Source organism: Paraburkholderia tuberum STM678, assembly GCF_902833905.1.
Classification (GTDB): Bacteria; Pseudomonadota; Gammaproteobacteria; order Burkholderiales; family Burkholderiaceae; genus Paraburkholderia; species Paraburkholderia tuberum.
The window spans coordinates 74209-100226 of record NZ_CADFGP010000011.1 but is presented as its reverse complement, the minus strand read 5'-3'; the positions used below and the strand labels follow the sequence as shown (position 1 = coordinate 100226).

26 protein-coding genes are annotated in these 26018 nt (G+C 66.9%); 16 read left to right on the top strand and 10 right to left on the bottom strand.

From position 1 onward, the window contains the following. Positions 1 to 194: 194 nt before the first annotated feature. From HWY30_RS12145 to HWY30_RS12125, 5 genes are all read right to left on the bottom strand, one after another. A complete protein-coding gene (locus HWY30_RS12145) occupies positions 195 to 1067 on the bottom strand; it encodes a phosphoribulokinase (RefSeq protein WP_090809070.1) in 873 nt (290 codons plus the stop codon). Between the two features lie 55 nt (positions 1068 to 1122). After that, positions 1123 to 2226: a class 1 fructose-bisphosphatase gene (locus HWY30_RS12140; protein WP_090809068.1), complete on the bottom strand. Its 1104-nt coding sequence runs from the start codon at positions 2224 to 2226 to the stop codon at positions 1123 to 1125. A 27-nt stretch (positions 2227 to 2253) separates the two neighbouring features. Beyond that, positions 2254 to 3246, bottom strand: a complete 993-nt coding sequence (gene cbbX / locus HWY30_RS12135; RefSeq protein WP_090809065.1) for a CbbX protein — start codon at positions 3244 to 3246, stop codon at positions 2254 to 2256. Positions 3247 to 3297: 51 nt separating this feature from the next. Further along, positions 3298 to 3726: a ribulose bisphosphate carboxylase small subunit gene (locus HWY30_RS12130; protein WP_027195078.1), complete on the bottom strand. Its 429-nt coding sequence runs from the start codon at positions 3724 to 3726 to the stop codon at positions 3298 to 3300. A gap of 117 nt (positions 3727 to 3843) precedes the next feature. Next, a complete protein-coding gene (locus tag HWY30_RS12125) occupies positions 3844 to 5343 on the bottom strand; it encodes a form I ribulose bisphosphate carboxylase large subunit (RefSeq protein ID WP_090809063.1) in 1500 nt (499 codons plus the stop codon). A gap of 235 nt (positions 5344 to 5578) precedes the next feature. On the opposite strand from HWY30_RS12125, the gene pqqA reads away from it, so the two are divergent. The 3 genes from pqqA to HWY30_RS12110 all read left to right on the top strand — a co-directional run bounded on the left by pqqA (position 5579) and on the right by HWY30_RS12110 (position 7378). Continuing rightward, the gene (pqqA, locus tag HWY30_RS42700; protein ID WP_090809061.1) at positions 5579 to 5902 is read left to right on the top strand and encodes a pyrroloquinoline quinone precursor peptide PqqA; all 324 of its coding nucleotides are present in this window, start codon (positions 5579 to 5581) and stop codon (positions 5900 to 5902) included. A gap of 105 nt (positions 5903 to 6007) precedes the next feature. Then, positions 6008 to 6607, top strand: a complete 600-nt coding sequence (locus tag HWY30_RS12115) for a DUF447 domain-containing protein (protein ID WP_090809059.1) — start codon at positions 6008 to 6010, stop codon at positions 6605 to 6607. Between the two features lie 27 nt (positions 6608 to 6634). Continuing rightward, entirely contained in the window at positions 6635 to 7378 is a 744-nt protein-coding gene (locus HWY30_RS12110) for a (5-formylfuran-3-yl)methyl phosphate synthase (protein ID WP_090809057.1), read from the top strand. Positions 7379 to 7385: 7 nt separating this feature from the next. Here the strand turns inward: HWY30_RS12110 and HWY30_RS12105 are convergent, their stop codons facing one another. From HWY30_RS12105 to HWY30_RS12095, 3 genes are all read right to left on the bottom strand, one after another. After that, the gene (locus HWY30_RS12105) at positions 7386 to 7976 is read right to left on the bottom strand and encodes an amino acid kinase family protein (protein ID WP_018424588.1); all 591 of its coding nucleotides are present in this window, start codon (positions 7974 to 7976) and stop codon (positions 7386 to 7388) included. 63 nt (positions 7977 to 8039) lie between these two features. Then, complete coding sequence (locus tag HWY30_RS12100; RefSeq protein ID WP_090809054.1) at positions 8040 to 9179, bottom strand: hydantoinase/oxoprolinase family protein; 1140 nt, start codon at positions 9177 to 9179, stop codon at positions 8040 to 8042. Then, complete coding sequence (locus HWY30_RS12095) at positions 9176 to 10219, bottom strand: ATP-grasp domain-containing protein (protein WP_090809052.1); 1044 nt, start codon at positions 10217 to 10219, stop codon at positions 9176 to 9178. Before HWY30_RS12095 ends, HWY30_RS12100 begins: the two co-directional genes overlap by 4 nt. A gap of 14 nt (positions 10220 to 10233) precedes the next feature. On the opposite strand from HWY30_RS12095, the gene HWY30_RS12090 reads away from it, so the two are divergent. From HWY30_RS12090 to HWY30_RS12035, 12 genes are all read left to right on the top strand, one after another. Then, on the top strand, positions 10234 to 10983 hold the full coding sequence (locus HWY30_RS12090; RefSeq protein ID WP_090809050.1) for a HisA/HisF-related TIM barrel protein: 750 nt from the start codon (positions 10234 to 10236) through the stop codon (positions 10981 to 10983). 218 nt (positions 10984 to 11201) lie between these two features. Continuing rightward, positions 11202 to 12593 carry a molybdopterin-binding domain-containing protein gene (locus HWY30_RS12085; protein WP_090809048.1) on the top strand — a complete coding sequence of 464 codons (1392 nt, stop codon included), beginning with the start codon at positions 11202 to 11204 and terminating at the stop codon, positions 12591 to 12593. Then, positions 12590 to 14299 (top strand): formylmethanofuran dehydrogenase subunit A, encoded by a 1710-nt coding sequence (locus HWY30_RS12080; protein WP_090809046.1) that lies wholly within the window; start codon positions 12590 to 12592, stop codon positions 14297 to 14299. The genes HWY30_RS12085 and HWY30_RS12080 overlap by 4 nt, the downstream gene beginning before the upstream one ends. Before the next feature lie 10 nt (positions 14300 to 14309). Continuing rightward, entirely contained in the window at positions 14310 to 15281 is a 972-nt protein-coding gene (gene fhcD, locus HWY30_RS12075) for a formylmethanofuran--tetrahydromethanopterin N-formyltransferase (RefSeq protein ID WP_090809044.1), read from the top strand. Beyond that, complete coding sequence (locus HWY30_RS12070; protein ID WP_090809043.1) at positions 15278 to 16114, top strand: formylmethanofuran dehydrogenase subunit C; 837 nt, start codon at positions 15278 to 15280, stop codon at positions 16112 to 16114. The genes fhcD and HWY30_RS12070 overlap by 4 nt, the downstream gene beginning before the upstream one ends. A gap of 79 nt (positions 16115 to 16193) precedes the next feature. After that, the gene (locus tag HWY30_RS12065) at positions 16194 to 16778 is read left to right on the top strand and encodes a cytochrome b (protein ID WP_425199373.1); all 585 of its coding nucleotides are present in this window, start codon (positions 16194 to 16196) and stop codon (positions 16776 to 16778) included. Further along, entirely contained in the window at positions 16775 to 17809 is a 1035-nt protein-coding gene (locus tag HWY30_RS12060) for an alpha/beta fold hydrolase (RefSeq protein ID WP_090809039.1), read from the top strand. Before HWY30_RS12065 ends, HWY30_RS12060 begins: the two co-directional genes overlap by 4 nt. Continuing rightward, positions 17806 to 18720: a pyrroloquinoline quinone biosynthesis protein PqqB gene (gene pqqB / locus HWY30_RS12055; protein WP_090809037.1), complete on the top strand. Its 915-nt coding sequence runs from the start codon at positions 17806 to 17808 to the stop codon at positions 18718 to 18720. Before HWY30_RS12060 ends, pqqB begins: the two co-directional genes overlap by 4 nt. Before the next feature lie 72 nt (positions 18721 to 18792). Next, positions 18793 to 19551, top strand: coding sequence for a pyrroloquinoline-quinone synthase PqqC (gene pqqC / locus HWY30_RS12050; protein WP_090809035.1), 759 nt, complete (start codon positions 18793 to 18795; stop codon positions 19549 to 19551). Then, complete coding sequence (gene pqqD, locus HWY30_RS12045) at positions 19548 to 19826, top strand: pyrroloquinoline quinone biosynthesis peptide chaperone PqqD (protein WP_090809033.1); 279 nt, start codon at positions 19548 to 19550, stop codon at positions 19824 to 19826. The genes pqqC and pqqD overlap by 4 nt, the downstream gene beginning before the upstream one ends. Before the next feature lie 4 nt (positions 19827 to 19830). Beyond that, positions 19831 to 21081, top strand: coding sequence for a pyrroloquinoline quinone biosynthesis protein PqqE (gene pqqE, locus HWY30_RS12040; protein ID WP_090810407.1), 1251 nt, complete (start codon positions 19831 to 19833; stop codon positions 21079 to 21081). Further along, entirely contained in the window at positions 21078 to 21740 is a 663-nt protein-coding gene (locus tag HWY30_RS12035) for a response regulator (protein WP_090809031.1), read from the top strand. Before pqqE ends, HWY30_RS12035 begins: the two co-directional genes overlap by 4 nt. Here HWY30_RS12035 and HWY30_RS12030 read toward each other — a convergent pair. After that, positions 21710 to 22708 carry a histidine kinase gene (locus HWY30_RS12030; protein ID WP_090809029.1) on the bottom strand — a complete coding sequence of 333 codons (999 nt, stop codon included), beginning with the start codon at positions 22706 to 22708 and terminating at the stop codon, positions 21710 to 21712. The two genes, HWY30_RS12035 and HWY30_RS12030, sit on opposite strands and share 31 nt — an antisense overlap. Before the next feature lie 179 nt (positions 22709 to 22887). Between HWY30_RS12030 and HWY30_RS12025 the strand changes: the two genes are divergently transcribed. Further along, on the top strand, positions 22888 to 25269 hold the full coding sequence (locus HWY30_RS12025) for a TonB-dependent receptor (RefSeq protein WP_090809027.1): 2382 nt from the start codon (positions 22888 to 22890) through the stop codon (positions 25267 to 25269). Positions 25270 to 25529: 260 nt separating this feature from the next. Here HWY30_RS12025 and HWY30_RS12020 read toward each other — a convergent pair whose 3' ends face one another. Continuing rightward, the gene (locus HWY30_RS12020; RefSeq protein WP_143037255.1) at positions 25530 to 25937 is read right to left on the bottom strand and encodes a hypothetical protein; all 408 of its coding nucleotides are present in this window, start codon (positions 25935 to 25937) and stop codon (positions 25530 to 25532) included. Positions 25938 to 26018 lie beyond the last annotated feature (81 nt).

The window sequence follows — 26018 nt, the reverse complement described above, 5'->3', positions numbered from 1 at the left end:
TCCTCGAAATGAAATGAAATCTTGGCGAACGGCGGGCTCAACGCGCGCGGTCGGCGACGCGCCGCGCTTCGTCGAGCGCGAGCATGCGCAGCGCGTCGGCCATCGAGCGCGTGGCGGGTGCGTGAAGCGGTTGCGCGACTGCACTCATCGAATCTCTCCTTGCGAAATGAACCTCGGTATCCGTCTGGTGCCGCTCAGGCGCGCGAGCGTCGGTCGATCAGTTGCAGGATCATCGGCGTGAAGATCAGCTGCATCGCGAGTCCCATCTTGCCGCCTGGCACGACGATCACGTTCGGGCGCGACATGAACGAGTCGTGCAGCATCGTCAGCAGATACTGGAAATCGATACCCTTCGGCCGCGCGAAGCGGATCACCACGAAGCTCTCGTCCGGTTGCGGAATCTCGCGGGCGGTAAACGGGTTCGACGTGTCCACGGTCGGCACGCGCTGGAAGTTCACATGCGTGCGCGAGAACTGCGGGCAGATGTAGTTCACGTAGTCGGGCATGCGCCGCAAGATCGTGTCGACCACCGCTTCGTGCGTGTAGCCGCGCATCGTCTGATCGCGGTGCAGCTTCTGGATCCATTCGAGGTTGATGATCGGCACGACGCCGATCAGCAGATCCGCATGCCGCGCGATATCGACCTTCTCGGTCACCGCCGCGCCATGCAGCCCTTCGTAGAACATCAGGTCGGTATTGGGCGCGACCTCCTCCCACGGCGTGAAGGTGCCGCCGTCCTGCTTGTACAGTTGCGCTTCGCCCGCGTCGTGCACGTAGTGGCGAAACTGCCCGCTGCCGTTTTCGCCGTAGCGCGTAAACAGCGTTTCGAGTTCTTCGAGCAGATTCGCTTCCGGCCCGAAGTGGCTGAAATTCGGCACACCGTCGCGTTCGCGCTCCTGCATCGCCGCGCGCATGCCGTTGCGGTCGTAGCGATGGAACGCGTCGCCTTCGACGATCTGCGCATTGATGTGCTCGCGTCTGAAGATATGCGTGAAACTCTTCATGACGGTGGTGGTGCCGGCGCCGCTCGAGCCGGTCACCGCGATGATCGGATGTTTGACTGACATGCGTTTGTCTCCGGATGACTGTGTTCTGTGCGCTGAGCGCGCCGTCGGTCGCCGATCACGCCGTGAAATCCGGCAGGAACAACGAGCGCGTGCCGAACAGCGGCGACGTGAACGGCTTGTCCTCGCCGCGGTCGTATTCGCCGTGATAGCGCGCAATGCGCTCGACCTCGTTCTTCGAGCCGAGAATCACCGGCACGCGGCCATGCAGCGCACGCGGCGCGACGTCGAGAATGCGTTCCCGGCCGGTGATCGAGAGACCGCCCGCCTGCTCGACCAGGAAGCTCATCGGGTTCGCTTCGTAGAGCAGGCGCAGGCGTCCTTCCATCGCCGGCGTTTTCGAGTCGCGCGGATACATGAACACGCCGCCGCGCATCAGGATGCGATGCACTTCCGCGACCATCGACGCGATCCAGCGCATGTTGAAGTCGCGCGCGCGGCAACCGCTGCGGCCGTCCTTGCACTCCTGCACGTAGCGGCGCACGGGCGGCTCCCAGAAGCGCTCGTTCGATGCGTTGATCGCGAACTCGCCGGTTTCCTCCGGAATCCGGATGTTCGAATGCGTGAGCACGAAGTTGCCGATCTCGCGCTCCAGTGTGAAGCCATGCGTGCCATTGCCGACCGACAGCACCAGCATCGTCGACGGTCCATACACGGCATAGCCGGCCGCGACCTGTTCGCAGCCCGGCCGCAGGAACGCGGCTTCGCTGGTTGCATCCTCTGCCGGGTCGCGCGTGCGCAGCACCGAGAAGATCGAGCCGACCACGCCGTTGATGTCGATATTCGACGAGCCGTCGAGCGGATCGAACGCGAGCAGATACTCGCCGCGCGGATAGTCCGGCGGAATCGCGTAGACGTGCTCCATTTCCTCGGACACCATCGCGGCCAGCAAGCCGTCCCACTCGCATTGCTGCACGAAGATCTCGTTGCTCGAGACGTCGAGCTTCTTCTGTTGCTCGCCGTGCGTGTTGAGCGTTTGCGCGGAACCGTAGTTGCCCCCTAGCGCGCCCTTGGTCAGCATCGCCGAGATCGACTTGATGGCCGCCGCTACGTCGATGAGCAGCGCGGAGAGTCCTGCAGTGTCGCGCGTGTCGTCCGTACACGGCGGGCGATCGAGCGTGTCGATCAGGAACTTCGAAAGTGTCGTGCGTCCGTCCTGCATGGCGTTCTCCGTCGATGGTGTCGTGATTCAGCCCGGCGGCGCCGTGACGGCGCGCGCGGTGGAAGGCGAATGCGAGGACTGCGGCGGCGCGTCGAACACGCGGCTCGCGCGCACGTCGGCGGCATCGATCAGCGTCAGCGTGGCGGCGTCGATCGGCTCGCCGCCTTGCAAGGCGCTCGCGAACAGGCGGTTCGCCTGGCGCAGCCGCGCGCGGTCGAGCGCGTTGCGCACCGAGCGCGCGTTGGCGAAATTCGGTTGGCGGATGCGGCGCGCCAGATAGTCGGCGAACGCGCGGCGCGACGCGGCATCGAAGCGGTAATGCATGGCGCCGAGCATCCGCTCGGCGATTTCGAGCAACTCCGTTTCCTCGTAATCGGGAAACGTAATGTGATGCGCGATGCGCGAGCGGAAACCCGGATTGCTCTCGAAGAACACTTCCATTCGCGACGCGTAGCCGGCCAGAATCACGACCAGGTCGCTACGCTGGTTCTCCATCGTCTGCAACAGAATTTCGATCGCTTCCTGCCCGTAGTCGCGCTCGTTCTCCGGGCGATACAGGTAATACGCTTCGTCGATGAACAGCACGCCGCCCATCGCGCGCTTGAGCACGTCGCGCGTTTTCGGCGCGGTGTGGCCGATGTACTGGCCGACCAGATCGTCGCGTGTGACCGACACCAGATGATTGCGGCGAATGTAGCCAAGCCGGTGCAACACTTCCGCCATGCGCAGCGCAACCGTCGTCTTGCCGGTGCCGGGGTTGCCGGAGAAGCACATATGCAAGGTCGGCGCGCCGCCCGCGAGACCCAGCGAAGCCCGCGCGCGCTCGACCAGCAGATGCGCGGCGACTTCGCGAATGCGCGTTTTCACGGGCGCGAGCCCGACCAGATCGCGATCGAGTTCGCCGAGCACGTCGCCGATCCCGGAGTCGCGGTACAGCGCCGCGAGGTCGATGTGGGGCGCGGCGGCGTCGCTGTGCGCGGTGGACGCGGGCAGTGCGTCCACGGTGGCGGCGTCTGTCATGGTTCCTCCTCGCTGCGGGTCGTCGTGTGCGTTGTTGCGCGATCAGCGGCGTCAGCCCGCCGCGCCGTAACGCTCGCCCGCTGGCCGGTCGCCCGCGTAGCCCGTCATGCTGTAGCGCTGCGTGCGCCCCTGCGCGTCCTGCCGCAACAGCCGGAAGCCCGGCTCCACGTCCGGCCGGTTGACGATGAACGACAGGCGCATCGTCTCGAAGGTGCGCACCGAGTCGAACGCGTTGACCTTGATGTAGTGCTGCGGCCGCGCCTCGCGGCAAGCCCTGACCTCCTGCAACACGCCGGCCGCGTCGTGCAGGTCGAACATCGGCAGACCCCACATTTCCCAGTAGGTGTTGCGCGGATGCGGGTCGTCGGTGAATTCGACCGAACAGGCCCAGCCCTGGCGCAGCGCGTAGTCGATCTGCAAGCCGATTTCCTCGTCGGTCAGCTCGGGCAGAAAAGAAAACGTTCCTTGAGTAATACGCATGACGAACCTCGTGGATGGATGTCGCGTTCGGATCGGCGTCAACGGTGCCCCGCGCGGTGCCGTTGCACCGCGTTGCGGATGCGCTCGTGAGGCGCTCGCGGGAAAAGCTCGGCGTGGCTAGGCCGCCGTCGGCGTGGCGGCGAAATCGGGCGTATCGGTCGATGCGTAGTTGAAGCTCACGTCGCGCCACGTATCGAGCGCCTGCTTGAGCGGCGTGCACCAGCGCGCGGCGGCTTCTAGCACGTCGGGCCCTTCGCGCAGAATGTCGCGGCCCTCGTTGCGCGCCTTCACCATCGCTTCGAGTGCGACGCGGTTCGCGGTCGCGCCGGCCTGGATGCCGGCCGGATGGCCGATCGTGCCGCCGCCGAACTGCAGGATCGCGTCGTCGCCGAACAGATCGAGCAGCTGATGCATCTGCCCCGCGTGAATCCCGCCCGAAGCGACCGGCATCACCTTGCGCAAGCCGGCCCACGGCTGATCGAAGAAAATGCCGCGCGACAGATCGACCGCGTTGTGCGCGTCGCGGCACACGTTGTAGTAGCCCTGCACCGACAGCGGATCGCCTTCGAGCTTGCCGACCGCGGTGCCCGCATGCGCGTGATCGACGCCCGCCATGCGCAGCCATTTGGCGATCACGCGAAACGAGATGCCGTGGTTGCGTTGCCGCGTGTAGGTGCCATGCCCCGCACGATGCAGATGCAGGATCATGTCGTGCCTGCGGGCCCAGCGCGACATCGACTGGATCGCGGTCCAGCCGATCACGAGGTCGATCATTACGATGCACGAGCCGAGCTCCTTCGCGAATTCGGCGCGCTCGTACATGTCCTCCATCGTGCCGGCCGTCACGTTCAGATAGTGCCCTTTGAGCTCGCCAGTCTCCGCCTGGGCGCGGTTCACCGCCTCCATCGCGAACAGGAAGCGGTCGCGCCAGTGCATGAACGCCTGCGAGTTGATGTTCTCGTCGTCCTTCAGGAAGTCGAGGCCGCCGCGCAGGCCTTCGTAGACCACCCGTCCATAGTTTTTGCCCGACAGACCGAGCTTCGGCTTGACCGTGGCGCCGAGCAGCGGCCGACCATACTTGTCGAGCCGTTCGCGCTCGACGACGATGCCGGTCGGCGGCCCCTGAAACGTCTTCAGATACGCGACGGGAATGCGCATGTCTTCGAGCCGCAATGCCTTCAGCGGCTTGAAGCCGAACACGTTGCCGATGATCGACGCGGTCAGGTTCGCGACCGAGCCCTCTTCGAACAGATCGAGTTCATAAGCGATATACGCGAAGTACTGCGGCTCGTCGGCGCGAGACACCGGCACCGGCTCGACGCGATACGCCTTCGCGCGATACATGTCGCAGGCGGTCAGGCGGTCGGTCCACACCACCGTCCACGTCGCGCTCGACGATTCGCCGGCCACCGCGGCGGCCGCTTCCTCGGGTTCGACACCGGGTTGCGGCGTGATGCGAAACAGCGCGATCACGTCGGTGTCTTTCGGTTCGTAGTCCGGTTGCCAGTACCCCATCTCGCGGTATTTCATCACGCCCGCCGCGTACCGTTCGCGCGGATTGTGCGGATCGCGCGCTTGAGGTTCGGGCTGGATCGGCGGTTGACTGAAATCGTTCATGACGTGTCCTCGAAGGTGGCAAGCGCACTGCCGGAAGAACGAAGCGCTTGAGTTGCACTGTAGGCACGGACACGCCCAAGGTGAATTCACGATTTTATTTGGCAGACTTAACGGATCGGTTATCGCTATCACATCGTGAGGTTCTTTTTCGAGCCGTGCGACGCGAATCGGAGCAGAATGTGTTGGTGAGCGAGGCGGGCGCGGCGTGACAGCGCAATCGAATTAGCGAATCGCGATGGCACACTTTGCTTCGTTTTCGCCACACCGCGCGGCTCTTTGCGTCTGGCAACCCGCGCAAGCGCCACGGCGTGGCGCAATTCGCCGGGTGCTGTATTGGCGGTCGAATGCACGCACGCCTGGTCGGCCGGAACGCGCATGGGCACGGAGCTTGCATGATGCCGGCTGCCGTCGACACCGGGCATCACGCCGGGCCGGCGGCGCAACGCTGTTCCACCCGCTGTTTCAACCGAAGGAGAAAGCACGTATGCAATGGACGACTCCGAGCTACACCGACGTACGCCTCGGTTTTGAAATCGTGATGTATGTCGCTACGCGTTAAGCCCGCAACCGGGCCGCACGCCGCGGCCCCCTTGCGGTTCCCGTTTGTGTTTGACCTCTGCTGACGGCCGGCCTTCCGGCGCTGTCGGGACACGCGTTCCCAGCCATGATCCACGAAACGATCGTCACCACGGCAGCGTGCGATGGCCGTCCTCATATCGCGCCAATGGGCGCGCGCTACGAGGGCGAGCGCATCATCCTCGCGCCTTTCCGTCCGTCGGTCACGCTCGACAACGTGATCGCGACGCGCGCGGCCGTGCTGAATTTCACCATCGACGTGCGGATCTTCGCGGGCTGCGTCACGCACTGCGCGACCGATTGGCCGACCGTGGCCGCGAGCCGCGTGCCGAGCGTACGTCTGGCCGAGTCGCTGGCCCACGCCGAGCTCGAACTCGACGAGCTGCGCGACGACGCCGAGCGCCCGGTGCTGGTGATGAAATGCGTGCACCGTGAAAACCACGCGCCGTTCGCGGGCTTCAATCGCGCGCAGTCGGCGGTCGTGGAAGGCGCGATTCTGGTGAGCCGGCTCTTCATGCTGCCGGCCGACAAGGTCGATCGAGAAATGGCGTATCTGCAGTTCGCGATCGACAAAACCGCCGGCGACAACGAGCGCACCGCATGGAGCTGGCTCGTCGCCGCGATCGCGCGATATCGCGCGAGCCTCGAAGACGCGGCGCATCAGGCCGCCGCTTCGGCCCATCACTGAACACCCTTCCTTCCGCGGAGAACCCCGATGACCGCATTGCTCGCGAGCGTCCGCTCGGCTGACGAAGCATTCGACGCCGCCCGCGCCGGCGCCGAGCTGATCGACCTGAAAGAGCCGGACGACGGCGCGCTCGGCGGCCTGTCGATCGGCGCCATCACGACCATCGCGCAACAACTTCGCGCGCACTACCCGGTCAAGCCGATCAGCGCGGCGATCGGCGACGTGCCGGCCGATGCGTTCGACGAGATCGCCGCGCGCGTGATCGACGTCAGCGATGCTGGCGTCGACTATGTGAAGGTCGGCGTCGCGCGCGGACCGGCCGCGCGCCGCTGCCTCGAGCAGCTCGCGAATCTGCCGGCTAGCGTCGTGCCGGTGCTGCTATGCGACGGCGGCATGGACGACGAACTGGTCAGCCACACCGCGGCGCTCGGCTTCGCCGGCCTGATGTTCGATACCGCGAGCAAGGACGGCGGCACGCTGTTCGATCACGTCGATGTCGACTCGCTCGCGCGCTGGTTGCGGCTCGCGCGTCAGCGCGGCGCGATGGCGGGCATCGCCGGTGCGCTCGGCTGGGCGCAACTGCCGCAGATCCGCGCGCTGGCGCCCGACGTGGCCGGTTTTCGCACCGCGCTGTGCGCCGACGGGCGCCGCTCGCGGCTCGACCCCGAGCGCGTCGCGCAATGGGCGAGCGCGTTGCATCGGCCGGCTGGCGAGATTCGCGTCGATGGCGCGGCGCCGTTGCCGGGCTCGACGAACGCGACGCGGCTGTAGCAGCCGATCACATCACCGGAATATTCAGCAAACGGTCGCGCATCAGCGCGACGTTGCTCTTGTCGAGCAATTCGACCACATAGTTCGCATCGTTCACGTAGTCGACGAACTTGCGGTCGATCACCCCCGACGCGGCCAGCGTTTCGAGCGGATCGTCGACGGCGATCGGACAGGATTTGACGACGACCAGCCGCTCCGCGTTGAGCATCGTCGATAGCCAGGCGGCGAGGCTGTCCGAGGTCGTGTCCCAGTTGCTCATCGCGTCGGGCGTGTCGCGCATCAGCGCGGTCGGCGCCCACACGGCCACATGACCGTCACGCAGGGTGCGGCGAATCTTCGCCTCGCTCGACGCGATCACCAGTTCGGGCGAAACGCCCTGCATCAGCAGCGCATATTGCGTCATCGCGAGCAGACACATGTTGTGCGCGGCCAGATCGTCGAAGTTCCACTCGCCCTGGTACTGGCGGACCTTGTCCGCGAAATCGCCGCCGCCGGGCACGATCACGACCCGTCCGCCGCCGACTTCGCATAGCTCACTGAGCCAGTGGCGCAGTGCCGGGTCGTGACTCAGGCTGCCTCCGATCTTGACCACCCACATGACTGCTGCCCTCGTGTCCAGTTGAGTGCCCGGCCGGGTCGCGTCGTTTCGCAACCTCGTTCATCACCGAACTTGTCCCGCTCGCCATATCGTGTCCCCTGCCCCTCTTTGCGCTACTCGTGCGCCGGCGCGCCGCGTCCCCGGATTGCGCGCCGCGAGCAGCGCGACCGCCACGCTCGGCGCGCAGGTCGCCGCCCATGCCGCGCAAGCATCGGGCACGCCCGCCAGCGCGCCGAAGTCGATATAGCCGCGCGCCTCGTCGCGCGCCAATGCGGCGACGAGGAAGCGGCCGCAGCCGGCGCCCACCAGCGGCGCGGCCGCGAGCGCCGGCTGCGCGGCGACCACCCGCATCAGGTTCGCGCCGATTTCGCGCATCTGCAGCGCGCGCCAGCGCCGCGCAAAGTGCAGCCATTCGACGTCCGACGCGTCGTGCGCGTCGTGCCCGATCATGCGCGCGAGCCGCGCGCGGCTCGCCGCCTGCGTCTTCGGCCCCTGGTCGGCGCTCGGCTGCACGTCGTGCAGCGGGTCCAGTTCGCCGGTCAGCCGGTAGACGTCGGCGGTCGTCGCAAACCATTCGTTCATCACGTTCAGCATGGCGCCGCCGAATTCGATCCGCTGCGCGACGCCGCACAACGGCGTGCGCACGACGCCGTGATACACGAGTTCGCCGGTCGCGAGCCGGCCCGCATCGGTCGCGGCACGCGCGACGACGCGGCCGTCGACGATCGGAATGATGTCGGTGGTGGTGCTGCCGATGTCGATCAGCAGCGCGTTCGCCATGCAGGTAGCGACCCAGCTCGCGGTCGCGAGCCAGTTCGCCGACGCGACGTGACGCCAGCCGGCCGCGCAGTCGGCGGCGGCGAGCCAGCCGGCGGCGCCGGCGTAGAAACGCAGTGATGGACCGAGCCGCTGCGCGAGCGCGGTCACGATCGCGCGCACGCCTTCGGCGCGATCCGCGAACAGGTCGACCATCTCGCCGGTCATCGTCACCGCATGCTGCGCGGCGTCAGTGCGGGCCTGCGGCCAGCGCTCGAAGACGAGGTCGATCGCGCGGTGCAGATGGTCGAGGCCCTGCCAAAGCGGACACGGCCATTGCACGACGTCCAGCACGGCGTCGCCGCCGTCGACGAGCGACACCTTCACGTGCGCGCCGCCGACGTCCCAGCCGAACCGCGCCGCCGGGTTCGAACGGGCGGGGCTCAAGGGCGCACCTCGTACGTCGCCGAATTGGCGCGCGCCGCGCCGCAGCGCTCGATGCGCACGCCATGCGCGGCCAGCAGCGCGCGCGTCAGGCCGCTGCCGCGCGCCGCCGACAGCCCCGCATAAGCGACCGTCAAACGCGGATTCACTTCGATCACGACCGGCCCGAGTTGCGGATGCCACACGACATCGATGCCGACGAAGCCGCGCAAACCCGGAATGGCCCGCGCGACGCGATGCGCGAGCGTGTCGAGCGCGCGGCCCATGTCGCTGTGCTGGTCGATCTGATCGACCAGCACGCCGTCGAACTCGACGATCCGCGCAACATCACCCGACGCGTCGCCGCCGCTCAGCCCGATCTGCTGACGGTTGATGCTGAGGAGCTTGGTGGCGTCGCCGCGGCAGATCAGCGACAGGCTCAACGGCTCGCCATCGACCCACGCCTGCAGCACCGGATTGCGCGCCGCCGCCGCGCGCGCCTCGTACTCGGCGCAGGCATCGGCGAAACGCTCGTACACGATGGTGTCGAGGCCGCCCGCGCCGTCGTCCGGCTTGACCACCCACCGGCCGTCGTGCTGCGCGGCTGAGTCGCCGGGTTCGAGCGCCGGCGTCGTCGCAATGCCATGCGCGGCAAGACACGCCGCTGTCGCGCTCTTGCTCGACGCGACGCGGATCGCTTCCTTCGCGCATCCGAGCCAGCGCGCGGTGCCGACCGCATCGTGAAAGCGCAGCAGCAGCCCGTCGCATTCCGGCGCAACGACCCACGCGTAATCGTGCTCACGCGCCGCGCGCGCGACGAACGCCGTCATCGATTCGCCGGGCGCGGCCATACAATGGGCCTCGCCCGCCCCTGGCGTTTCGAAGCGCGAGGTCGCGAACGTGACCTGCACGCCGTCGAGTTCACGCAGAGCGTCGACCAGCGCGTCGCGCATCACGCGTCCTTCGACGATCAGCGCGCTCAAATCGGCGAGACTGCCCGGGCCGGCGAGCTGGGGGTCGATGCCGCCGCCGGTGAGATACTCGTAGACAAAGATTCTGGTCAAAGGAAAGCGCCCCTATGCAGGTGATACCTGTTCTCGATCTGCTCGACGGCCAGGTCGTACGCGCGGTGCGCGGCGAGCGGAGCGCCTATCGGCCGATCCAGTCCCGCCTCGTCGCGACGAGCGACCCACTTGCCACCGCCCGCGCGCTGCTCGAAGCCAGCGGCGCGCGCACGCTCTATATCGCCGATCTCGGCGCCATCCTGCAGCGCGGCGCGCATGCTTCGACGCTCGCCGCATTGCGGGCCGCGCTGCCCGGCATCGAACTGTGGCTCGACGCGGGTTTCGCGGACTACGCGTCGATGCGCGCGCTGTTCGAGCGCATCGACGACGCCATCGATCAACACGACAGCCCTGCTGCCGGTTCCCACCTCGCGACTCTCGTGCCTGTGTTCGGCTCGGAGACGCTGCGCGATATCCACGCACTGCACGCGGCTCAGCGCGCCGGCCTTGCGCCGATCCTGTCGCTCGATCAGCGGGCGGGCGAACTGCTCGCCGCGGCCGCGCTCGACCGCTCGTCGGCGTGGTGGCCGCCGCGCGTGATCGCGATGACGCTCGACCAGGTCGGCAGCTACGCCGGCCCCGATCTCGCGACGTTCGAGCGCGTGCGCGCGCAAGCCGCCGCGCACACCACGCTGATCGGCGCGGGCGGCATCCGCAATCGCGACGATCTGGCCGCCGCGGCCGGCACCGGCGCAAGCGCCTGGCTGGTGGCCTCCGCGCTGCACGATCGACAGATCGACTGCGCGCATTCCGATTCCGCGTAGGCCTTCCATACAATTTCCATGCCACGCGTTCTGACAGCGCTGTCGGTAAACGCAACGCAAGCCGGACTGTTCGCGTGTGACACTCTGCTTGACACTCTGCTCCAGAACGGCACACATTTTGTATGGCGCAGCGGGCCTTTGACGCGCGCGCCGACGCAGGATCAGGCACGCTTACCGCAGGGTCGAAAGATCGGCATGGAGCTTGCTAAACCTGCCCCATGCATAGCCCCTCCATCGATCCATCGACCCCCAGCCCGAGCGCAACGCGCGCCGCGGCGCTCACACGCGACTGGATCTGTCCGTTCTGCCCTTTGCTGTGCGACGACCTGGCCGCCGCTGCCCACGACGACGGCACGCTCGATGTGCCGGACACCGAATGTTCGCGGCTCGCTCACGCGCTCACGCAGTACGGCGCGACGGACGTGCAATGCGCTTGCACCGTCGATGGCAACGAAGCGGACAAGGATGCCGCGCTGGCGAGCGCCGCGCAGTTGCTCGCGAACGCGCGCCGCCCGCTATTCGGCGGCCTCGCCACCGACGTCGCCGGCATCCGCGCGCTGTATCCGCTTGCCGCCGCCTGCGGCGCGATCCTCGATCATCTGCACGGCGATGCGCTGACGCCCGCGACGCTCGCTTTGCAAGATCGCGGCTCGTTCTTTACGACGCTCTCCGAAGTGCGCGCGCGCGCCGACCTGCTGGTGTTCTTCGGCTGTCAGCCGTCGCGGCGCTATCCGCGCTTTTTCACGCGCGCGCTGGCGGGCACCGAACTCGCGCGCGAGCTGGTCTTCGTCGGCTGCGAAGCGGACCCGGCCGCGGCCAGCTTCGCGCAAACGCGCATCGACACGCTGCTGCCGGACACCGATCCGTACGACACGCTCGCGCTGTGGTCAGCGCTCGCGGAAGGACGCGACGCCGCCGCGCTGAGCCACGGCGATGGCAGCGCAGCCAACGTGGCAAGCGCGCTCGCGTCGTTGCACGCACGCATCGCCGGCGCGCGCTATACGGTGGTCGTCTACGAACCGGCCGCACTGCCCGCGCCGCACGCGGCGCTGCTGATCGAAGCGCTGAACCGGATCGTGAAGGCCGTGAATCGAACGACGCGCGCGGCATGTCTCGCGCTCGGCGGCGACGACGGCGCGTTGACGGTCAATCAGACCGTGACGTGGCTGTCCGGCTTGCCGCTGCGCACGCGCGTGTCGATGCCGGCGCACGCCGCGGGCGGCGCGCCGCTCGATCACGATCCGTACCGCTATCGGACGGCTCGGCTGCTCGCCGAACGCGAAGTCGATGCGCTGCTGTGGATCGCGGGCTTCGCGCCGCACGCGTGGCCGGCGTCGCTCGATCCCGCGCTTGCCCTGATCGTGCTCGGTCATCCGGCGCTCGCCGACGCCGCCAGGGCACGCGGCGCGAACACCGTGTTCGTGCCGGTCGCGACACCGGGCGTCGATAGCGGCGGACATCTGTTTCGCATCGACGGTACGGTCGTGATGCCGCTCACCGCCGCGCGTGGTGCCGCGCTGGAGTCGGTGGCGTCGATTGCCGCGAAGTTGAGCGGGCGATTGAGCGGGCAACTGAGCGAACGCTCGAGTACGCGCGAGGATCAGCCATGACTCTGGTCCGGCTCAAGGGCGGCACGTTGTTCGACCCGATCCACAACGTCAACGGCGAGCGCCGCGACCTGACGTTCCGCGACGGCCGCATCGTCGACGTGCCCGCCACCACGCCCGTCGATCGTGAATACGACGCGACCGGCATGATCGTGATGGCGGGCGGGATCGACCTGCATTCGCATATCGGCGGCGGCAAGACCAACCTGTCGCGCCTGCTGCTGCCCGAGGACCATCGCGCCGATGCGCGGGGCGCCCATGCGCCGCGGGAGGCCGCCTACGAAGCCGCGCGCGACGACAACGGCCGCTACCTGCGCCTGCCGTCGTGCGGCGTCTGCACGCCGGGCACGCTCGCGACCGGCTACCGCTACGCCGAAATGGGCTACACGGCCGCGTTCGAGCCGGCGATGATGCCGTCCAACGCGCGCCACACGCACCTCGAAATGGGCGACACGCCGATCATCGATCATGGCGCGTACGTGATGCTCGGCAACGACGAGCTGTTCCTGCGGATGCTCGCCGCGCGCGACGACTTCGAACGTCTGCGCGATTACGTCGGCTGGACGATCGACGCGAGCAAGGCGCTCGGCGTCAAGGTGGTCAACCCCGGCGGCATCTCGGCGTTCAAGTTCAACCAGCGCTCGCTAGACGTCGACGAGCCGCACGCGCACTACGGCATCACGCCGCGCGACGTGCTGCGCACGCTGACGCGCGCGCTGACCGAGCTGCGCGTGCCGCATCCGCTGCACGTGCACACGAGCAATCTCGGCGTGCCCGGCAACCTCGCCTCGACCATCGCGACGATGGACGCCGCCGACGGCCTGCCGATCCATCTGACGCATATCCAGTTTCACAGCTATGGCACTGAGGGTTCGCGCAAGTTTTCGTCGGGCGCGCGGCAGATTGCGGAGGCCGTGAACGCGCGGCCGAACGTGTCGATCGACGTCGGCCAGATCATCTTCGGACAGACCGTCACGGCCTCCGGCGACACGATGATGCAGTTCCGCAACGCGCCGCTCGCGCGGCCGCACAAGTGGGTGGTGGGCGACATCGAGTGCGACGCGGGTTGCGGCGTGCTGCCGTTCCGTTATCGCGAACAGAGCTACGTGAACGCGCTGCAATGGATCATCGGCCTCGAAATCTTCCTGCTCGTCGACGACCCGTGGCGCGTCGCGATGACCACCGATCATCCGAACGGCGGACCGTTCACGAGCTATCCGCATCTGATCCGCCTGCTGATGGACAAGCCGTTTCGCGATGAGCAACTGGCGAAGCTGCATCCCGAAGCGCAGGTCGCCAGCGCACTGCCGGAGCTCAAACGCGAATTCTCGCTGTACGAGATCGCGATCATCACGCGCGCCGGTCCCGCGCGGCTGCTCGGCCTGCGCGATCGCGGCCATCTCGGCGCGGGCGCGGCGGCGGACATCGCCGTCTATCGCGACGAGCCGGACCGCGAGCGGATGTTCACGTCGCCGGCCTATGTGTTCAAGGACGGCGAACTGGTCGCGCGCGACGGCACGCTGGTCGCGACGCCGACGGGCGGTATCCATTTCGTCGCGCCGCAATTCGATCGTGGCATCGAGACAACGCTGCGCGCGTATAGCGACGCGAACCTCGCGAGCAACTTCGCCCACGCCGCGATCAGCGACAACGAAGCCTGCCGCTGCTGCCGCGGCGGACGGCTATTGCCCGTCGAATGTCTAACCTGACGCGGCCACGATGAACGCTCCCGCCCCGCTCGACATCAACGGCACCGCGATCGACGCGACCTTCGCCGAAGCCTTTCCGATGAAGGCGACCCGGCTCGTGATCACCGCGCACACGCCGACGTGGGCAATGCACGCGGCGAACTCGCTGGCGGGCTTCGCCACCTCGGTGATCGGTTGCGGCTGCGAGGCGGGCGTCGAGCGTGCGCTCGCGCCCGCTGCCACGCCCGACGGCCGGCCCGGCGTCGCGGTGCTGTTGTTCGCGGTGTCGTCGAAGGAACTCGCGAAGCAGATCGGCCGGCGCGTCGGCCAGTGCGTGCTCACCTGTCCGAGCACGGCCGTCTACGGCGGCATCGATCCGGCCACGAGCCACGCGCCGCTGTCGGACCCGGCGCCGCTCGGCAGCGGGCTGCGCTTTTTCGGCGACGGCTGGCAGATCGCGAAGATGATCGACGCGGGGAACGGACCCACGCGTTACTGGCGCGTGCCGGTGATGGACGGCGAGTTCGTCTGCGAAGACACGGCGGCGACGGTCAAGGCCGTCGGCGGCGGCAACCTGCTGCTGCTCGCGCGCGACCTGGGCGCCGCGCTCGCGGCGGCCGAAGCCGCGGTCGCCGCGATGCGCCGGCTGCCGAACGTGATCATGCCGTTTCCCGGCGGCATCGTGCGCTCGGGCTCGAAGATCGGCTCGAAGTACGCGGGCGCGACCGCGTCGACCAACGACGCGTTCTGCCCGAGCCTGATCGGCCTCGCGCGGCGCAGCGAGTTGAGCGCGGACGTTGGCTGCGTGCTGGAGATCGTCATCGACGGTCTGACCGACGCCGACGTCGGCGCGGCGATGACGGCCGGGATCGGCGCGGCCGCCGGACTCGGCCGGGCGGCCGGCGTGCTGCGCATTTCCGCGGGCAACTACGGCGGCAAGCTCGGGCCGTATCACTTTCATCTGCACGAACTGGCGGCGGGGCTCAACGGGAGTCACGCATGAGCACGACCACGTTGCGCGTGAAGACACCACCCGGCTTTCGCGTCGATGCCACGGCGCTGTCACCCTCGGCGCTGGCCAGCATGAGCGCGGCCGAGATCGAGCGCATCGTGCTGCCGGCCGGCAACGAGCGCTGCGTGGTCGGCGACGTCTTCGAGGTTTCGCGCGACGACGCGCCTGCGTCCGGCGACGACATGGCCACGCTGCTGATCGACGACGCCGCGCGGTGGCTGGACCGGCTCGGCGCGCAGATGGACGGCGGACGGCTCGTCGCGCGCGGCTCGGTCGGCGACTACAGCGGCTTCAGAATGAGCGGCGGCTTGCTTGAAATCGACGGCGACGCGGGGCATTTCACCGGCTGCGAAATGCGCGGCGGACGCGTGACGGTGCGCGGCGACAGCGGCGACTTCGCCGCCGGCGCACTGACGGGCGATATGGAAGGCATGAGCGGCGGCACGCTGACGATCCACGGCAACGCGGGCGCGCGGCTCGCCGACCGGATGCGCCGCGGCCTCGTGCTGGTCGGCGGCAACGCGGGCGACTTCGCGGCGTCGCGGCTGGTGGCGGGGACCGTCGGCGTGGCGGGGCAACTGGGCGCGCATTATGCCTATGCAATGAGGCGTGGCACGCTGCTGCTCGCGCAACGGCCAGAGCCACTGCCGCCCCCTACTTTCACCGGCGGCGGACACGGTTTCGACGTATTCTGGTCATTGCTCATACGCAGTCTCGCGGCCGAAATCGCGCCGTTTTCGCAGTGGCGCGCGGGCCGTCTGCCGGTCCGATTCACGGGCGACCTCGCGGTCGACGGCCGTGGCGAAATACTGATCGCCGGCTGAACCAGCTATGTCAGCCGCGACTGAAACGGTGTTCGGCAAAAAAGAAACGTCCCGCAACGATGTTGCATGGAGACAGGGCATGAGGACAGCGGATTCTGCAAACGCGAAGCCTGATATCGACGTCAACGCAAATGCCAGCGCCGGCGGCCCGCGCTATGCCGGGCTGCTGATCGCGCTGCACTGGCTGATCGCGCTCGGGATCGTCGGGCTGCTCGCACTCGGGCTTTATATGGTCGGATTGCCGAAGGGCTTGCCTGTCAAGGCGACGCTGATCAATCTGCACAAGTCGCTCGGACTGACGGTTTTCCTGCTGGTGCTTTTGCGCATCGTCGCGCGGCTGGTCCTTCACCGGCCTCCGCTGCCGCCGATGCCACCGTGGCAACGCGCCGCCGCGCGCACTACGCAGGGTCTTTTATATGTCGGCATGGTGGCGATGCCGCTTGCCGGGTATCTCGGCTCGTCGTTCAACACCTATGGCACGCGCTTCTGGGGCATCCTGCTGCCGAAGTGGGGCTGGGACGACGCGCATCTGCGCGCGCTGTTCTTCGGCCTTCACCACGCCATCGGCTTCGCGCTGATCGTGCTGATCGTGCTGCACGTGGCGGGCGCGTTCAAGCATCAGTGGATCGATCGCGACAACCTGCTCGCGAGGATGCTGCCATGACGATGCGAAGCTTATCGCGCCACACGCAGGCAGCCGCCGCGCTCGAAGTCCATACGCTGCGCACGCGCGATGGCCATCGCGTGTGGTATGCGCTGGCCGGCGCGCGCGACGGCGTGCCGGTCGCGGTGCTGCACGGCGGCCCAGGCAGCGGCAGTCAGCCCGGCGTGCTGAGGCTGTTCGATCTGCAGCGCTTTCGCGTCGTTCTGATCGACCAGCGCGGCACCGGTGCCTCGACGCCGCACGGCAGCGTGCGCCACAACCGCACCGACTATCTGATCGCCGATCTCGAAGCGATTCGCGCGCGGCTCGGCTTCGCGCGCTGGGGCGTGCTCGGCGGATCGTGGGGCGCGGCGCTCGCGCTCGCGTATGCGGGGCAGTGTCCGCGGTCGGTGACGGGCGTCGTGCTGCGCGGCCTGTTCCTGACGTCCGCGCGCGAAGTGCGCGGTTTGTTCATCGGCTCACGCAAGCGCGCGCCGCGTGCGTGGTCGAGACTGCGTGCCGCTGCTCGCTGCGAGCAGCCCGCGACACTGGCCGCGCGTTGCGGCGAGACCTTGCAATACGGCGCGAATGAAGCGCGGCAACGCGCGCTCGCGCTGGCCTGGCGCGGCTATGAAAACGCGGTGCTCGCGAGCGCATCGCCGCGAGGCGCCGCACAACGACGTGCGAACCTGCGAAACCCACGCGAACCCCAACGCCACGCGCGCAAGCTGATCGGCAAATACCGGATTCAGGCGCACTACCTCGCGCATCGCTGCTGGCTCGGCGAGACGCGTTTGCTGTCGCTCGCGCGCCGCGCAGCGGCGGCCGGGGTATCGATTGCGGCCGTGCATGGTGCGCGCGATCCGGTGTGTCCGCGCGGCAATCTGCGACGTCTGTCGCGCGCGGTTCCGTCGGCGCGCGTCGAGTCTGTCAGCGCGGCGGGTCATCTGGCGAGCCACCCCGCGTTGCATGCATGCGTCGCGCAGGCGCTCACCGCGATGTTCACGCCCACCGTCGAAGAGGGGCGCAGCAGCATGCGTCGCGCGGCATGAAGATCAAGGTACTCGGCTCGTCGGCCGGGGGCGGCTTTCCGCAGTGGAACTGCAATTGCCGCAATTGCGACGGAGTGCGTCGCGGCACGGTGAAGGCGACGCGCCGCACGCAGTCGTCGATCGCGGTCAGCGCGAATGGCGAGGACTGGCTGCTCGTCAATGCATCGCCCGATCTGCTCGCGCAGATCGCCGCGCATCCCGAACTTCAACCCGCGCGGCGCGCGCGCGACAGCGGCATCGCCGCGGTGCTCGTGATCGACGCGCAGATCGACCACGTGACCGGCCTCTTGATGCTGCGCGAACGCGACACCCCGCTGCCGCTATACGCGACCGATGCGGTCTGGCAAGACCTCCGCTCCGGCTTTCCGGTCGCGCCGATCCTGTCGCACTACTGCGGAGTCGAGCACCGCCGTATCGCGCTCGACGGCGCGCCGCTCGCCGTCGACGCGCTGCCCGGCATCCGCATCGAGGCGCTGCCGCTGTCGAGCAAGGCGCCGCCGTACTCGCCGCATCGCGATGCGCCGGAGCGCGGCGACAACATCGGTCTCGTGCTGACGAACCTGCAATCGGGCCGGCGCGTGTTCTACGCGCCGGGGCTCGGCGCGATCGAGCCGCACGTGCTGGCGGCGATGCGCGAGGCCGATCTGCTACTCGTCGACGGCACGCTGTGGACCGGCGACGAAATGATCCGCCTCGGCCTGTCGAAGAAGACCTCGGCGGATATGGGCCATCTGCCGCAGAGCGGCGCGGGCGGCATGATCGAAACACTCGATTCGCTCGGCGCGAAACGCAAAGTGCTGATCCATATCAACAACACGAATCCGATCCTGATCGAAGACGGCCCCGAGCGGCGCATGCTGGGCGAGCATGGCATCGAGGTCGCGTACGACGCAATGAGCTTCGAGCTTTGAAGCGCGCGGTGAAGAGTACGCAGCGATGCGCTAACGAGGCGCGGCTGTGAACGACGATAAAACGGAGACGGCATGAACGCGAAAGACATTCAGGATACGACACCAACACGCGACGCGAGTACCACGGGAACTCAAGGCATCGACCGACCCGCCTGGAGCCGTGAAGAATTCGAGGCGCAGTTGCGCGCGAAGGGCACCGCCTATCACATCCACCATCCGTTCAACGTGAAGATGAATAGCGGCGGCTGCTCGCGCGAGCAGATTCGCGGCTGGGTCGCGAACCGCTTCTACTACCAGATCAACATTCCGCTGAAGGATGCGGCCGTGCTGTCGAACTGTCCGGACCGCGAGACGCGCCGCCGCTGGGTGCTGCGCATCCTCGATCACGACGGCTACGACGGCGCGGAAGGCGGCATTGAAGCCTGGGCGCGTCTCGCGGATGCGGTCGGCCTTACGCGCGACGAACTGTGGTCGCTCGAACACGTGACGCCGGGCGTGCGCTTCGCCGTCGACGCGTATGTGAATTTCGCGCGCCGCGCGCCGTGGCAGGAAGCGGTGTGCTCGTCGCTGACCGAAATGTTCGCGCCGCAGGTGCATCGCGACCGGCTCGCGAGCTGGCCCGAGCACTATCCGTGGATCGAAGCGGAGGGCCTCGCGTATTTCCGTTCGCGCATCTCACTCGCGCAGCGCGATGTGCAGCACGGACTCGAGGTCACGCTTGCCCATTTCACGCGACGCGATCAGCAGGAACGGGCGCTCGACATCCTGCAGTTCAAGCTCGACATTCTGTGGACCATGCTCGACGCGATCGAGAAGGCATTTCCGCAATGAACGACTCGACACGCGCCGACCCCGCCACGCCGCTCGCGATCGCTAAGCCATTCCGCCTGCAATGGGAGCCCGCGCAGAACGCGCACGTGCTGCTGTACCCCGAGGGCATGGTGAAGCTCAATCAAAGCGCGGGAGAAATCCTCAAGCGCTGCGACGGCACACGCGACATCGATACGCTGATCGCCGACCTCGAACAGGCGTTCAACACGACCGGCATCGGCAGCGAGGTGCGGGCCTTCATCGCCGACGCGCATGGGCGCGGCTGGCTGGAGTAGCGCGATGACCGATCTTTCTCAACCTGTCTCTCAACCCGGCGCGCAAGTGCAAAGCGACGCGGCCGCCGTCGTGCCGCCGCCGCTGTGGCTGCTCGCGGAGCTGACCTATCGCTGTCCGCTGCATTGCGCGTTCTGCTACAACCCGCTCGACTACACCGATCACAACCGCGAACTGACCACCGGGCAATGGCTCGACGTGCTGCGCGAGGCGCGCGCGCTCGGCGCGGTGCAGCTCGGCTTTTCGGGCGGCGAGCCGCTGGTGCGCGACGACGTCGAAGTACTCGTCGAAGAAGCGCACAGGCTCGGCTTCTATACGAACCTGATCACGTCGGGCGTCGGTCTCACCGATCAGCGCCTCGGCGATCTGAAGGCCGCCGGGCTCGATCACATCCAGCTGTCCTTCCAGGATTCGACGCAGCAGTTGAACGACTTCCTGAGCAGCACGCGCACCTTCGAGCTGAAGCAGCGCGTCGCCGTCGCGCTCAAACGGCACGGCTTTCCGATGGTGATGAACTGCGTGCTGCATCGCTACAACCTGCCGCATGTCGACAAGATCATCGAGATGGCATTGGCTCTAGGCGCCGAATATCTGGAGCTGGCGAACACGCAGTTCTACGGCTGGGCGCGCGAGAACCAGGCGCAACTGATGCCGACGCAACAGCAGCTCGAAGAAGCCGAAGCGGTGGTCGCGCGCTATCGCCGCACGCATGGCGAGCGCTGCAAGATCTTCTTCGTCGTGCCCGACTACTTCGAGCGCCGTCCGAAGCGCTGCATGAACGGCTGGGGCGCGGTGTTCCTCGGCGTCGCGCCCGACGGCGCCGCGCTGCCGTGTCACGCGGCGCGCGGCCTGCCCGGCCTGACGCTGCCGAACGTGAAGGACATGCCGTTGCGCGAGATCTGGTACGACAGCGACGCGTTCAACCGCTTTCGGGGTTTGCAATGGATGAAGGAGCCGTGCCGCAGCTGCGATGAAAAGGACCGCGACCTCGGCGGCTGCCGCTGCCAGGCCTACCTGCTGACCGGCGACGCGGCCAACGCCGACCCGGTCTGCGACAAGTCGCCGTTTCACGACACCGTGGTCAAGATCGTGCGGCGTGCAGCATCGGGATCTGCATCCGAAACCGGGGCGACAGCAGCGGCCCGCGAACAGCCGATCCTGTTCCGCAACGACGCCAACTCACGCAAGTTCGCGGCCGCTGCCCGCGAGCCCGACGCCGGCGGCGATAACCGGGCATCACCCGGAGTCCAATCATGAGTGCCGACACCATCTCCGTTCTGCTCGTCGACGACCATGCGGTCGTGCGCGAAGGCTACCGGCGTCTGCTCGAAGTGAATGCCGACGTCGAGGTGTGCGGCGAAGCGGGCGACGCCGCGCAGGCCTACCAGCGTTTTTGCGCGCTGCGGCCCGACGTGGTCGTGATGGATGTGGCGCTGCCGGGCGCAAGCGGCATCGAAGCGATGCGGCGCATGCTCGCGCGCGAACCGGACGCGCGCGTGCTGATCTTCAGCGTGCACGAGGAATCGATCTTCGTGCGGCGCGCGCTCGACGCGGGCGCGCTCGGCTACGTGACCAAGGCAAGCGCGCCCGACGTGCTGGTCGAAGCGGTGCGCTCGATTGCGCGGCGTGCCCGCTACCTGAGCCCGGACATCTCGCAGGCGCTCGCGCTGCGCACCGCGTTCAACGAAGGGCCGCCGGGGCGTCAGTTGTCGGCGCGCGAGTTCGAGGTGCTGCGGCTGCTCGTGCAGGGCTATACGCTGCCGAGCATCGCCGAAAAGCTGGGCTTGAGTCAGAAAACGGTGGCCAACCACCAATCGGTGATCCGGCAGAAGTTCGGCGCCGACAACGGCGTACAGCTTGCGCAGATGGCAAGCCGCCTCGGGCTTCAGTTCACGGGCTCGGCCAGCCCCGCCTGAGCGGGCACGCGCGCGCAGAACAGAAAACCGCGCTGCGGCTCGCTCGCCACGTGAAATTCGCCGCCGAGCGCCTCGACGCGTTCGCGCATGCCGATCAGCCCGAGCCCGCTGCGCGGCTTCGTCAGATCGGTGCCGGGGCCGTCGTCGGCCATCGTGACGACGATCTCGTCGATCTGCGTGCCGTTGTGTTCGCGCGGCGCGCGCACCATGAACAGTTCGACGCGCGCGCGGCGCGCGAACTTCGACACGTTCGTCAGTCCTTCCTGCACGAGCCGGTACAGCGTGATCGTCAACGCATCGCTGAGGCCGCTGAAATCCCCTTCGATCGTCATCGAGAACGATGCTTCGGGCAAGCGCTCGCGCCAGCCGTCGACGCAATGTTCGAGCGCGCTCGGCAAGCCGAATTCGTCGAGACCGATCGGCCGCAGGCGGCGGATCATGCCGCCGATCTCGCGGTACACATGCGTCGCGCTCTGCATCAGCCCGAGCGCGATGCGATGAATTTCCGGCTCGCGCTCGCCCGATAGATCGCGGATGCGCGCCGCGTCGAGCGAGATCGCGTTCAGGTATTGACCCAGCTCGTCGTGCAGCTCGCGCGCCAGATGGCGGCGCTCCAGTTCCTGCGCCTGCAGCGCCTGACTGGCAAGGCGCCGGTTGTCGGCGAGCAGTCGTTCGGCCTGTTCCTCGAGCATGCGGCGACGGCGCAGTTCGCGGCGCGCATCGCGATAGCGGCGCCACGCGAACCACGCGAGCGCGATCGACAGCACGAACAGCGCGCCCGGCAACTCGTCGAGCTGGAAGCGCTCCATGCCACGCGTGAACCGGTAGACCTTCTCGCTGAGATCGAAGGCGGCGCCGAGCACCGCCGCGAGCACGGTCACGGCGACGACCCAGCCGAGGTCGCGCCATATCGGCGACGATGGCGGCGCTCGGTCAGCGGAAGAGGAATGGATCGGTTCGCTTGACATGACGCTTGCATTCTACTCAGCGCCGGCACGCGCAGCGGGTTTTGCGCGAGTTTGGGAACGCTTCCCCGGCAGATCGGGAAAAGCTCCCGCGCGTCTTACAGACGCGTATGCGAAGCTTTACACCAAGGTCAAACAACGCGCGACACGCGTACAAATCAAGCCGGCAGGAGACAATAACGATGAGCATGCGATCACAAGCACGCCGCAAACGCCGGCTTCAGCGGCGTGCCGGCATCACCTTCTGCGTCGGCGGCGCGCTCGCCGGTCTGTCCACGAGCGTATGGGCGCAGGCGGAGCCGCCAGTCGCGGCGTCGGCGTCGGCGCCGGCCTCGGCGTCTTCCGCTGCCTCTTCCGGCGCAGCCGACGGCAACGCCAACAGCAACACGACACCCACCACGACCCTCGCGCCGATCGTCGTCGTAGGCACCACGCCGCTACTCGGCATCGGCACACCGCTCACGCTGGTGCCGGCCAACGTGCAGACGGTCAACGCGGCCGACATCCAACGGCAGGGCCGCCAGACACTCAGCGACTACCTCGCGGCGAATCTGCCTAGCGTCACGATCTCCGACGCGCAGGGCAACCCGTATCAGATGAACCTGTTCTATCGCGGCTTCACCGCGTCACCGCTGCTGGGCACGCCGCAAGGTTTGTCGGTATTCGTCGACGGCGTGCGCGTGAACGAACCGTTCGGCGACGTCGTGAACTGGGACCTGCTGCCGCAACAGGCGATCGACACGATGCAGCTGATCCCCGGCTCCAATCCGACTTTCGGCTTCAATACGCTCGGCGGCGCGCTGTCGATCACGACGAAAAACGGCAAGGACAACCCGGTCGGCGAGGCCGAAATACAGGGCGGCTCGTGGGGACGCAAGGCCGCGCAGATCGAACAGGGCGGCACGATCGGCCAGAACCTCGACTACTACTTCACCGCCAACGCCGCGAACGACAACGGCTGGGCCGAGCAGAACGAGAGCCGCATCCGCCAGGCGTTCGGCAAGCTGCGCTATACCGACGCCGACACGACGCTGTCGTTATCGGCCGGCGGCGCGGACAACGATCTGCACGGCGCGCAAACCATTCCGCGCTCGTTCCTCGGTAACCCCAGGCAACCGTACACGTATCCCGATCAGAATCAGAACAGCGCCGGCTACCTGACGCTGTCGGGCGATCATTACTTCAATGACAACGTCGAGCTGAGCGGCAACGCGTACTACCGGCACTTTCGCAATGCCAACACCAGCAGCAACGTCAACAACGACTACGGCACGATCAATCCCGACGGCACCGTCGACACGTTGCAGGCGACCAACGTACAGTCCACCGTGACGACCGACAGCTACGGCGCGAGCCTGCAACTGACGCTGCTCGGCAAGCTCGGCGGCATGCAGAACCAGTTCATCGCGGGCATGGCCGTCGATGCCGCCGACTCGCGCTTCACGCAGTCGTCGCAGGACGCGGCGTTTACCGATTCGCGCGCGACAGTCGGCATCGGGAATTTCGCACAGCAGACCAACGCGAACACGCACAACACGAACTACGGCATCTACCTGACCGACACGCTGTCGCTGACGCCGCAGTGGTCGCTGACGCTGTCGGGCCGCTACAACTGGGCCGATGCGACGATCGGCGACGAATCCGGCACGCAGCCGCAGCTCGACGGCCACCATACGTTCTCGCGCTTCAATCCGGCGGTCGGCATCAACTGGAATCCGACGCCGGCGCTCACCGCCTACGCGACCTACAACGAGGGCATGCGCTCGCCGACCGCGATCGAGCTGGCCTGCGCCGATCCGAACGCGCCGTGTTCGCTGCCGAACGACTTCATCGCCGATCCGTCGTTGCAGCCGGTCATTTCGAAGACCTATGAAGTCGGCGCGCGCGGCAGGATCGGCGGCAACACGACATGGAGCGCGGCTGCCTACAGCACGACGCTCGACAACGACATCGAGTTCATCAGCAGCACCGGCGCGGGCAGTTCGCAGGGGTTTTTCCAGAACGTCGGGCGCACGCGCCGGCAAGGCGTCGAACTGGCTGGGCAGACGAAGTACGGTCCGTTCACGGTGACCGGCAGCTATAGCTACGTCAATGCGACCTACCAGTCGACATGGGTCGAAAGCAGCCCCAGCAACTCGAGCGCCGACGCGAACGGCAACATCACCGTGCATCCCGGCGATCACATCCCGAGCATTCCGGCGACGACCGTCAAGCTGCGGCTCGATTACGCGGCCACCGCGAAATGGCGAATCGGCACGAATCTGACGTGGCGCGGCAGCATCTACGCGCAGGGCGACGAGAACAACCAGGACGTGAACGGCAAGATCTCCGGCTATCTGTTGATCGATATGGACACCAGCTACCAGGTGACGAAACAGTTGCAGGTGTTCGCGTCGGTGTCGAACCTGCTCGACAAGCGCTATGCGAGCTTCGGCGCGCTCGGGGAGAACTTCTTTACCGGACCGGGCAATACGTTCAACGGCACGGCGCCGGTCAACGAGCAGTTCGTCGGGCCGGGTGCGCCGAGGGGGTTCTGGGTGGGGATGAGGTATGCGTGGAAGTAGTGGTGCTTGGCGGGGGCGGATCGCATGGCTTCGCTCCTTCCGCCGCCTGAGGCTTCGTCACGAGCGCAATGCCGGGGAACGCGGCGCGGATTTTGAGGAATATGTACGCCTCGTCGCGGCACCCGTAAGCCCGGCGTTCGATGCCTAACGACTTCGTGCTCGCGGGATCGAGTTGATAAGCGACGTGGCCGATGCTCAGTCGTGGTGGTGCCGCTTGCCTGCGTGACCCGCCTTTAAATGGCCCTGCCGAAACGGGTCGTTCAACCCGTTTTTATCGAATAGAGGTCGCGCAGGATTTCGTTTTGCTGCTTGCGAATTGAATAATGGCAACGCGCTCCCGTGACATCGTACATATCCACGTGTGTTTTTGGCGGTTCTTCAATATTCCAATCATAAGCTAGTTTAGGGGCTAGATCGCAAGCCTTTGCCGATTCATCTTGTGCGCGCATGTACCGATCGAGCTCAGCCTTGCTCGCGCCTTTGATGCCTCGTGCGGATTTAATTGAATTCGCCAGTTTCTTGTTGTCGACTTCAAGGGATCTTGCATGATGCTCATAGCAATCAAAATCTCCAAATCCGCCACCGCCCAGGTACTGCATGCAATTCGAATCGTTGATCACCTCATCGGCAAATATCGGCCGAAAGCTGCAAAGCGCCATGACTAGCAAGAAGCACCTCCAAAATTTATTCAATGTCGATACCTCTGCCATGTCGAGCATCACCTGACGATTACCAGGAATACCGGTAAT

Bases quoted from the DNA above. Each gene is read 5' to 3' on its own strand.
- pqqE (WP_090810407.1), top strand. From the start codon at position 19,831: ATGACCGATCTTTCTCAACCTGTCTCTCAACCCGGCGCGCAAGTGCAA.
- HWY30_RS12065 (WP_425199373.1), top strand. From the start codon at position 16,194: ATGAGGACAGCGGATTCTGCAAACGCGAAGCCTGATATCGACGTCAAC.
- HWY30_RS12125 (WP_090809063.1), bottom strand. From the start codon at position 5,343: ATGAACGATTTCAGTCAACCGCCGATCCAGCCCGAACCTCAAGCGCGC.
- HWY30_RS12035 (WP_090809031.1), top strand. From the start codon at position 21,078: ATGAGTGCCGACACCATCTCCGTTCTGCTCGTCGACGACCATGCGGTC.
- HWY30_RS12090 (WP_090809050.1), top strand. From the start codon at position 10,234: ATGCAGGTGATACCTGTTCTCGATCTGCTCGACGGCCAGGTCGTACGC.
- HWY30_RS12085 (WP_090809048.1), top strand. From the start codon at position 11,202: ATGCATAGCCCCTCCATCGATCCATCGACCCCCAGCCCGAGCGCAACG.
- HWY30_RS12030 (WP_090809029.1), bottom strand. From the start codon at position 22,708: ATGTCAAGCGAACCGATCCATTCCTCTTCCGCTGACCGAGCGCCGCCA.
- pqqD (WP_090809033.1), top strand. From the start codon at position 19,548: ATGAACGACTCGACACGCGCCGACCCCGCCACGCCGCTCGCGATCGCT.
- HWY30_RS12025 (WP_090809027.1), top strand. From the start codon at position 22,888: ATGAGCATGCGATCACAAGCACGCCGCAAACGCCGGCTTCAGCGGCGT.
- pqqB (WP_090809037.1), top strand. From the start codon at position 17,806: ATGAAGATCAAGGTACTCGGCTCGTCGGCCGGGGGCGGCTTTCCGCAG.
- HWY30_RS12140 (WP_090809068.1), bottom strand. From the start codon at position 2,226: ATGCAGGACGGACGCACGACACTTTCGAAGTTCCTGATCGACACGCTC.
- pqqC (WP_090809035.1), top strand. From the start codon at position 18,793: ATGAACGCGAAAGACATTCAGGATACGACACCAACACGCGACGCGAGT.
- HWY30_RS12110 (WP_090809057.1), top strand. From the start codon at position 6,635: ATGACCGCATTGCTCGCGAGCGTCCGCTCGGCTGACGAAGCATTCGAC.
- HWY30_RS12115 (WP_090809059.1), top strand. From the start codon at position 6,008: ATGATCCACGAAACGATCGTCACCACGGCAGCGTGCGATGGCCGTCCT.
- fhcD (WP_090809044.1), top strand. From the start codon at position 14,310: ATGAACGCTCCCGCCCCGCTCGACATCAACGGCACCGCGATCGACGCG.
- HWY30_RS12080 (WP_090809046.1), top strand. From the start codon at position 12,590: ATGACTCTGGTCCGGCTCAAGGGCGGCACGTTGTTCGACCCGATCCAC.
- HWY30_RS12130 (WP_027195078.1), bottom strand. From the start codon at position 3,726: ATGCGTATTACTCAAGGAACGTTTTCTTTTCTGCCCGAGCTGACCGAC.
- HWY30_RS12070 (WP_090809043.1), top strand. From the start codon at position 15,278: ATGAGCACGACCACGTTGCGCGTGAAGACACCACCCGGCTTTCGCGTC.
- HWY30_RS12060 (WP_090809039.1), top strand. From the start codon at position 16,775: ATGACGATGCGAAGCTTATCGCGCCACACGCAGGCAGCCGCCGCGCTC.
- HWY30_RS12105 (WP_018424588.1), bottom strand. From the start codon at position 7,976: ATGTGGGTGGTCAAGATCGGAGGCAGCCTGAGTCACGACCCGGCACTG.
- cbbX (WP_090809065.1), bottom strand. From the start codon at position 3,246: ATGACAGACGCCGCCACCGTGGACGCACTGCCCGCGTCCACCGCGCAC.
- pqqA (WP_090809061.1), top strand. From the start codon at position 5,579: ATGGCACACTTTGCTTCGTTTTCGCCACACCGCGCGGCTCTTTGCGTC.
- HWY30_RS12145 (WP_090809070.1), bottom strand. From the start codon at position 1,067: ATGTCAGTCAAACATCCGATCATCGCGGTGACCGGCTCGAGCGGCGCC.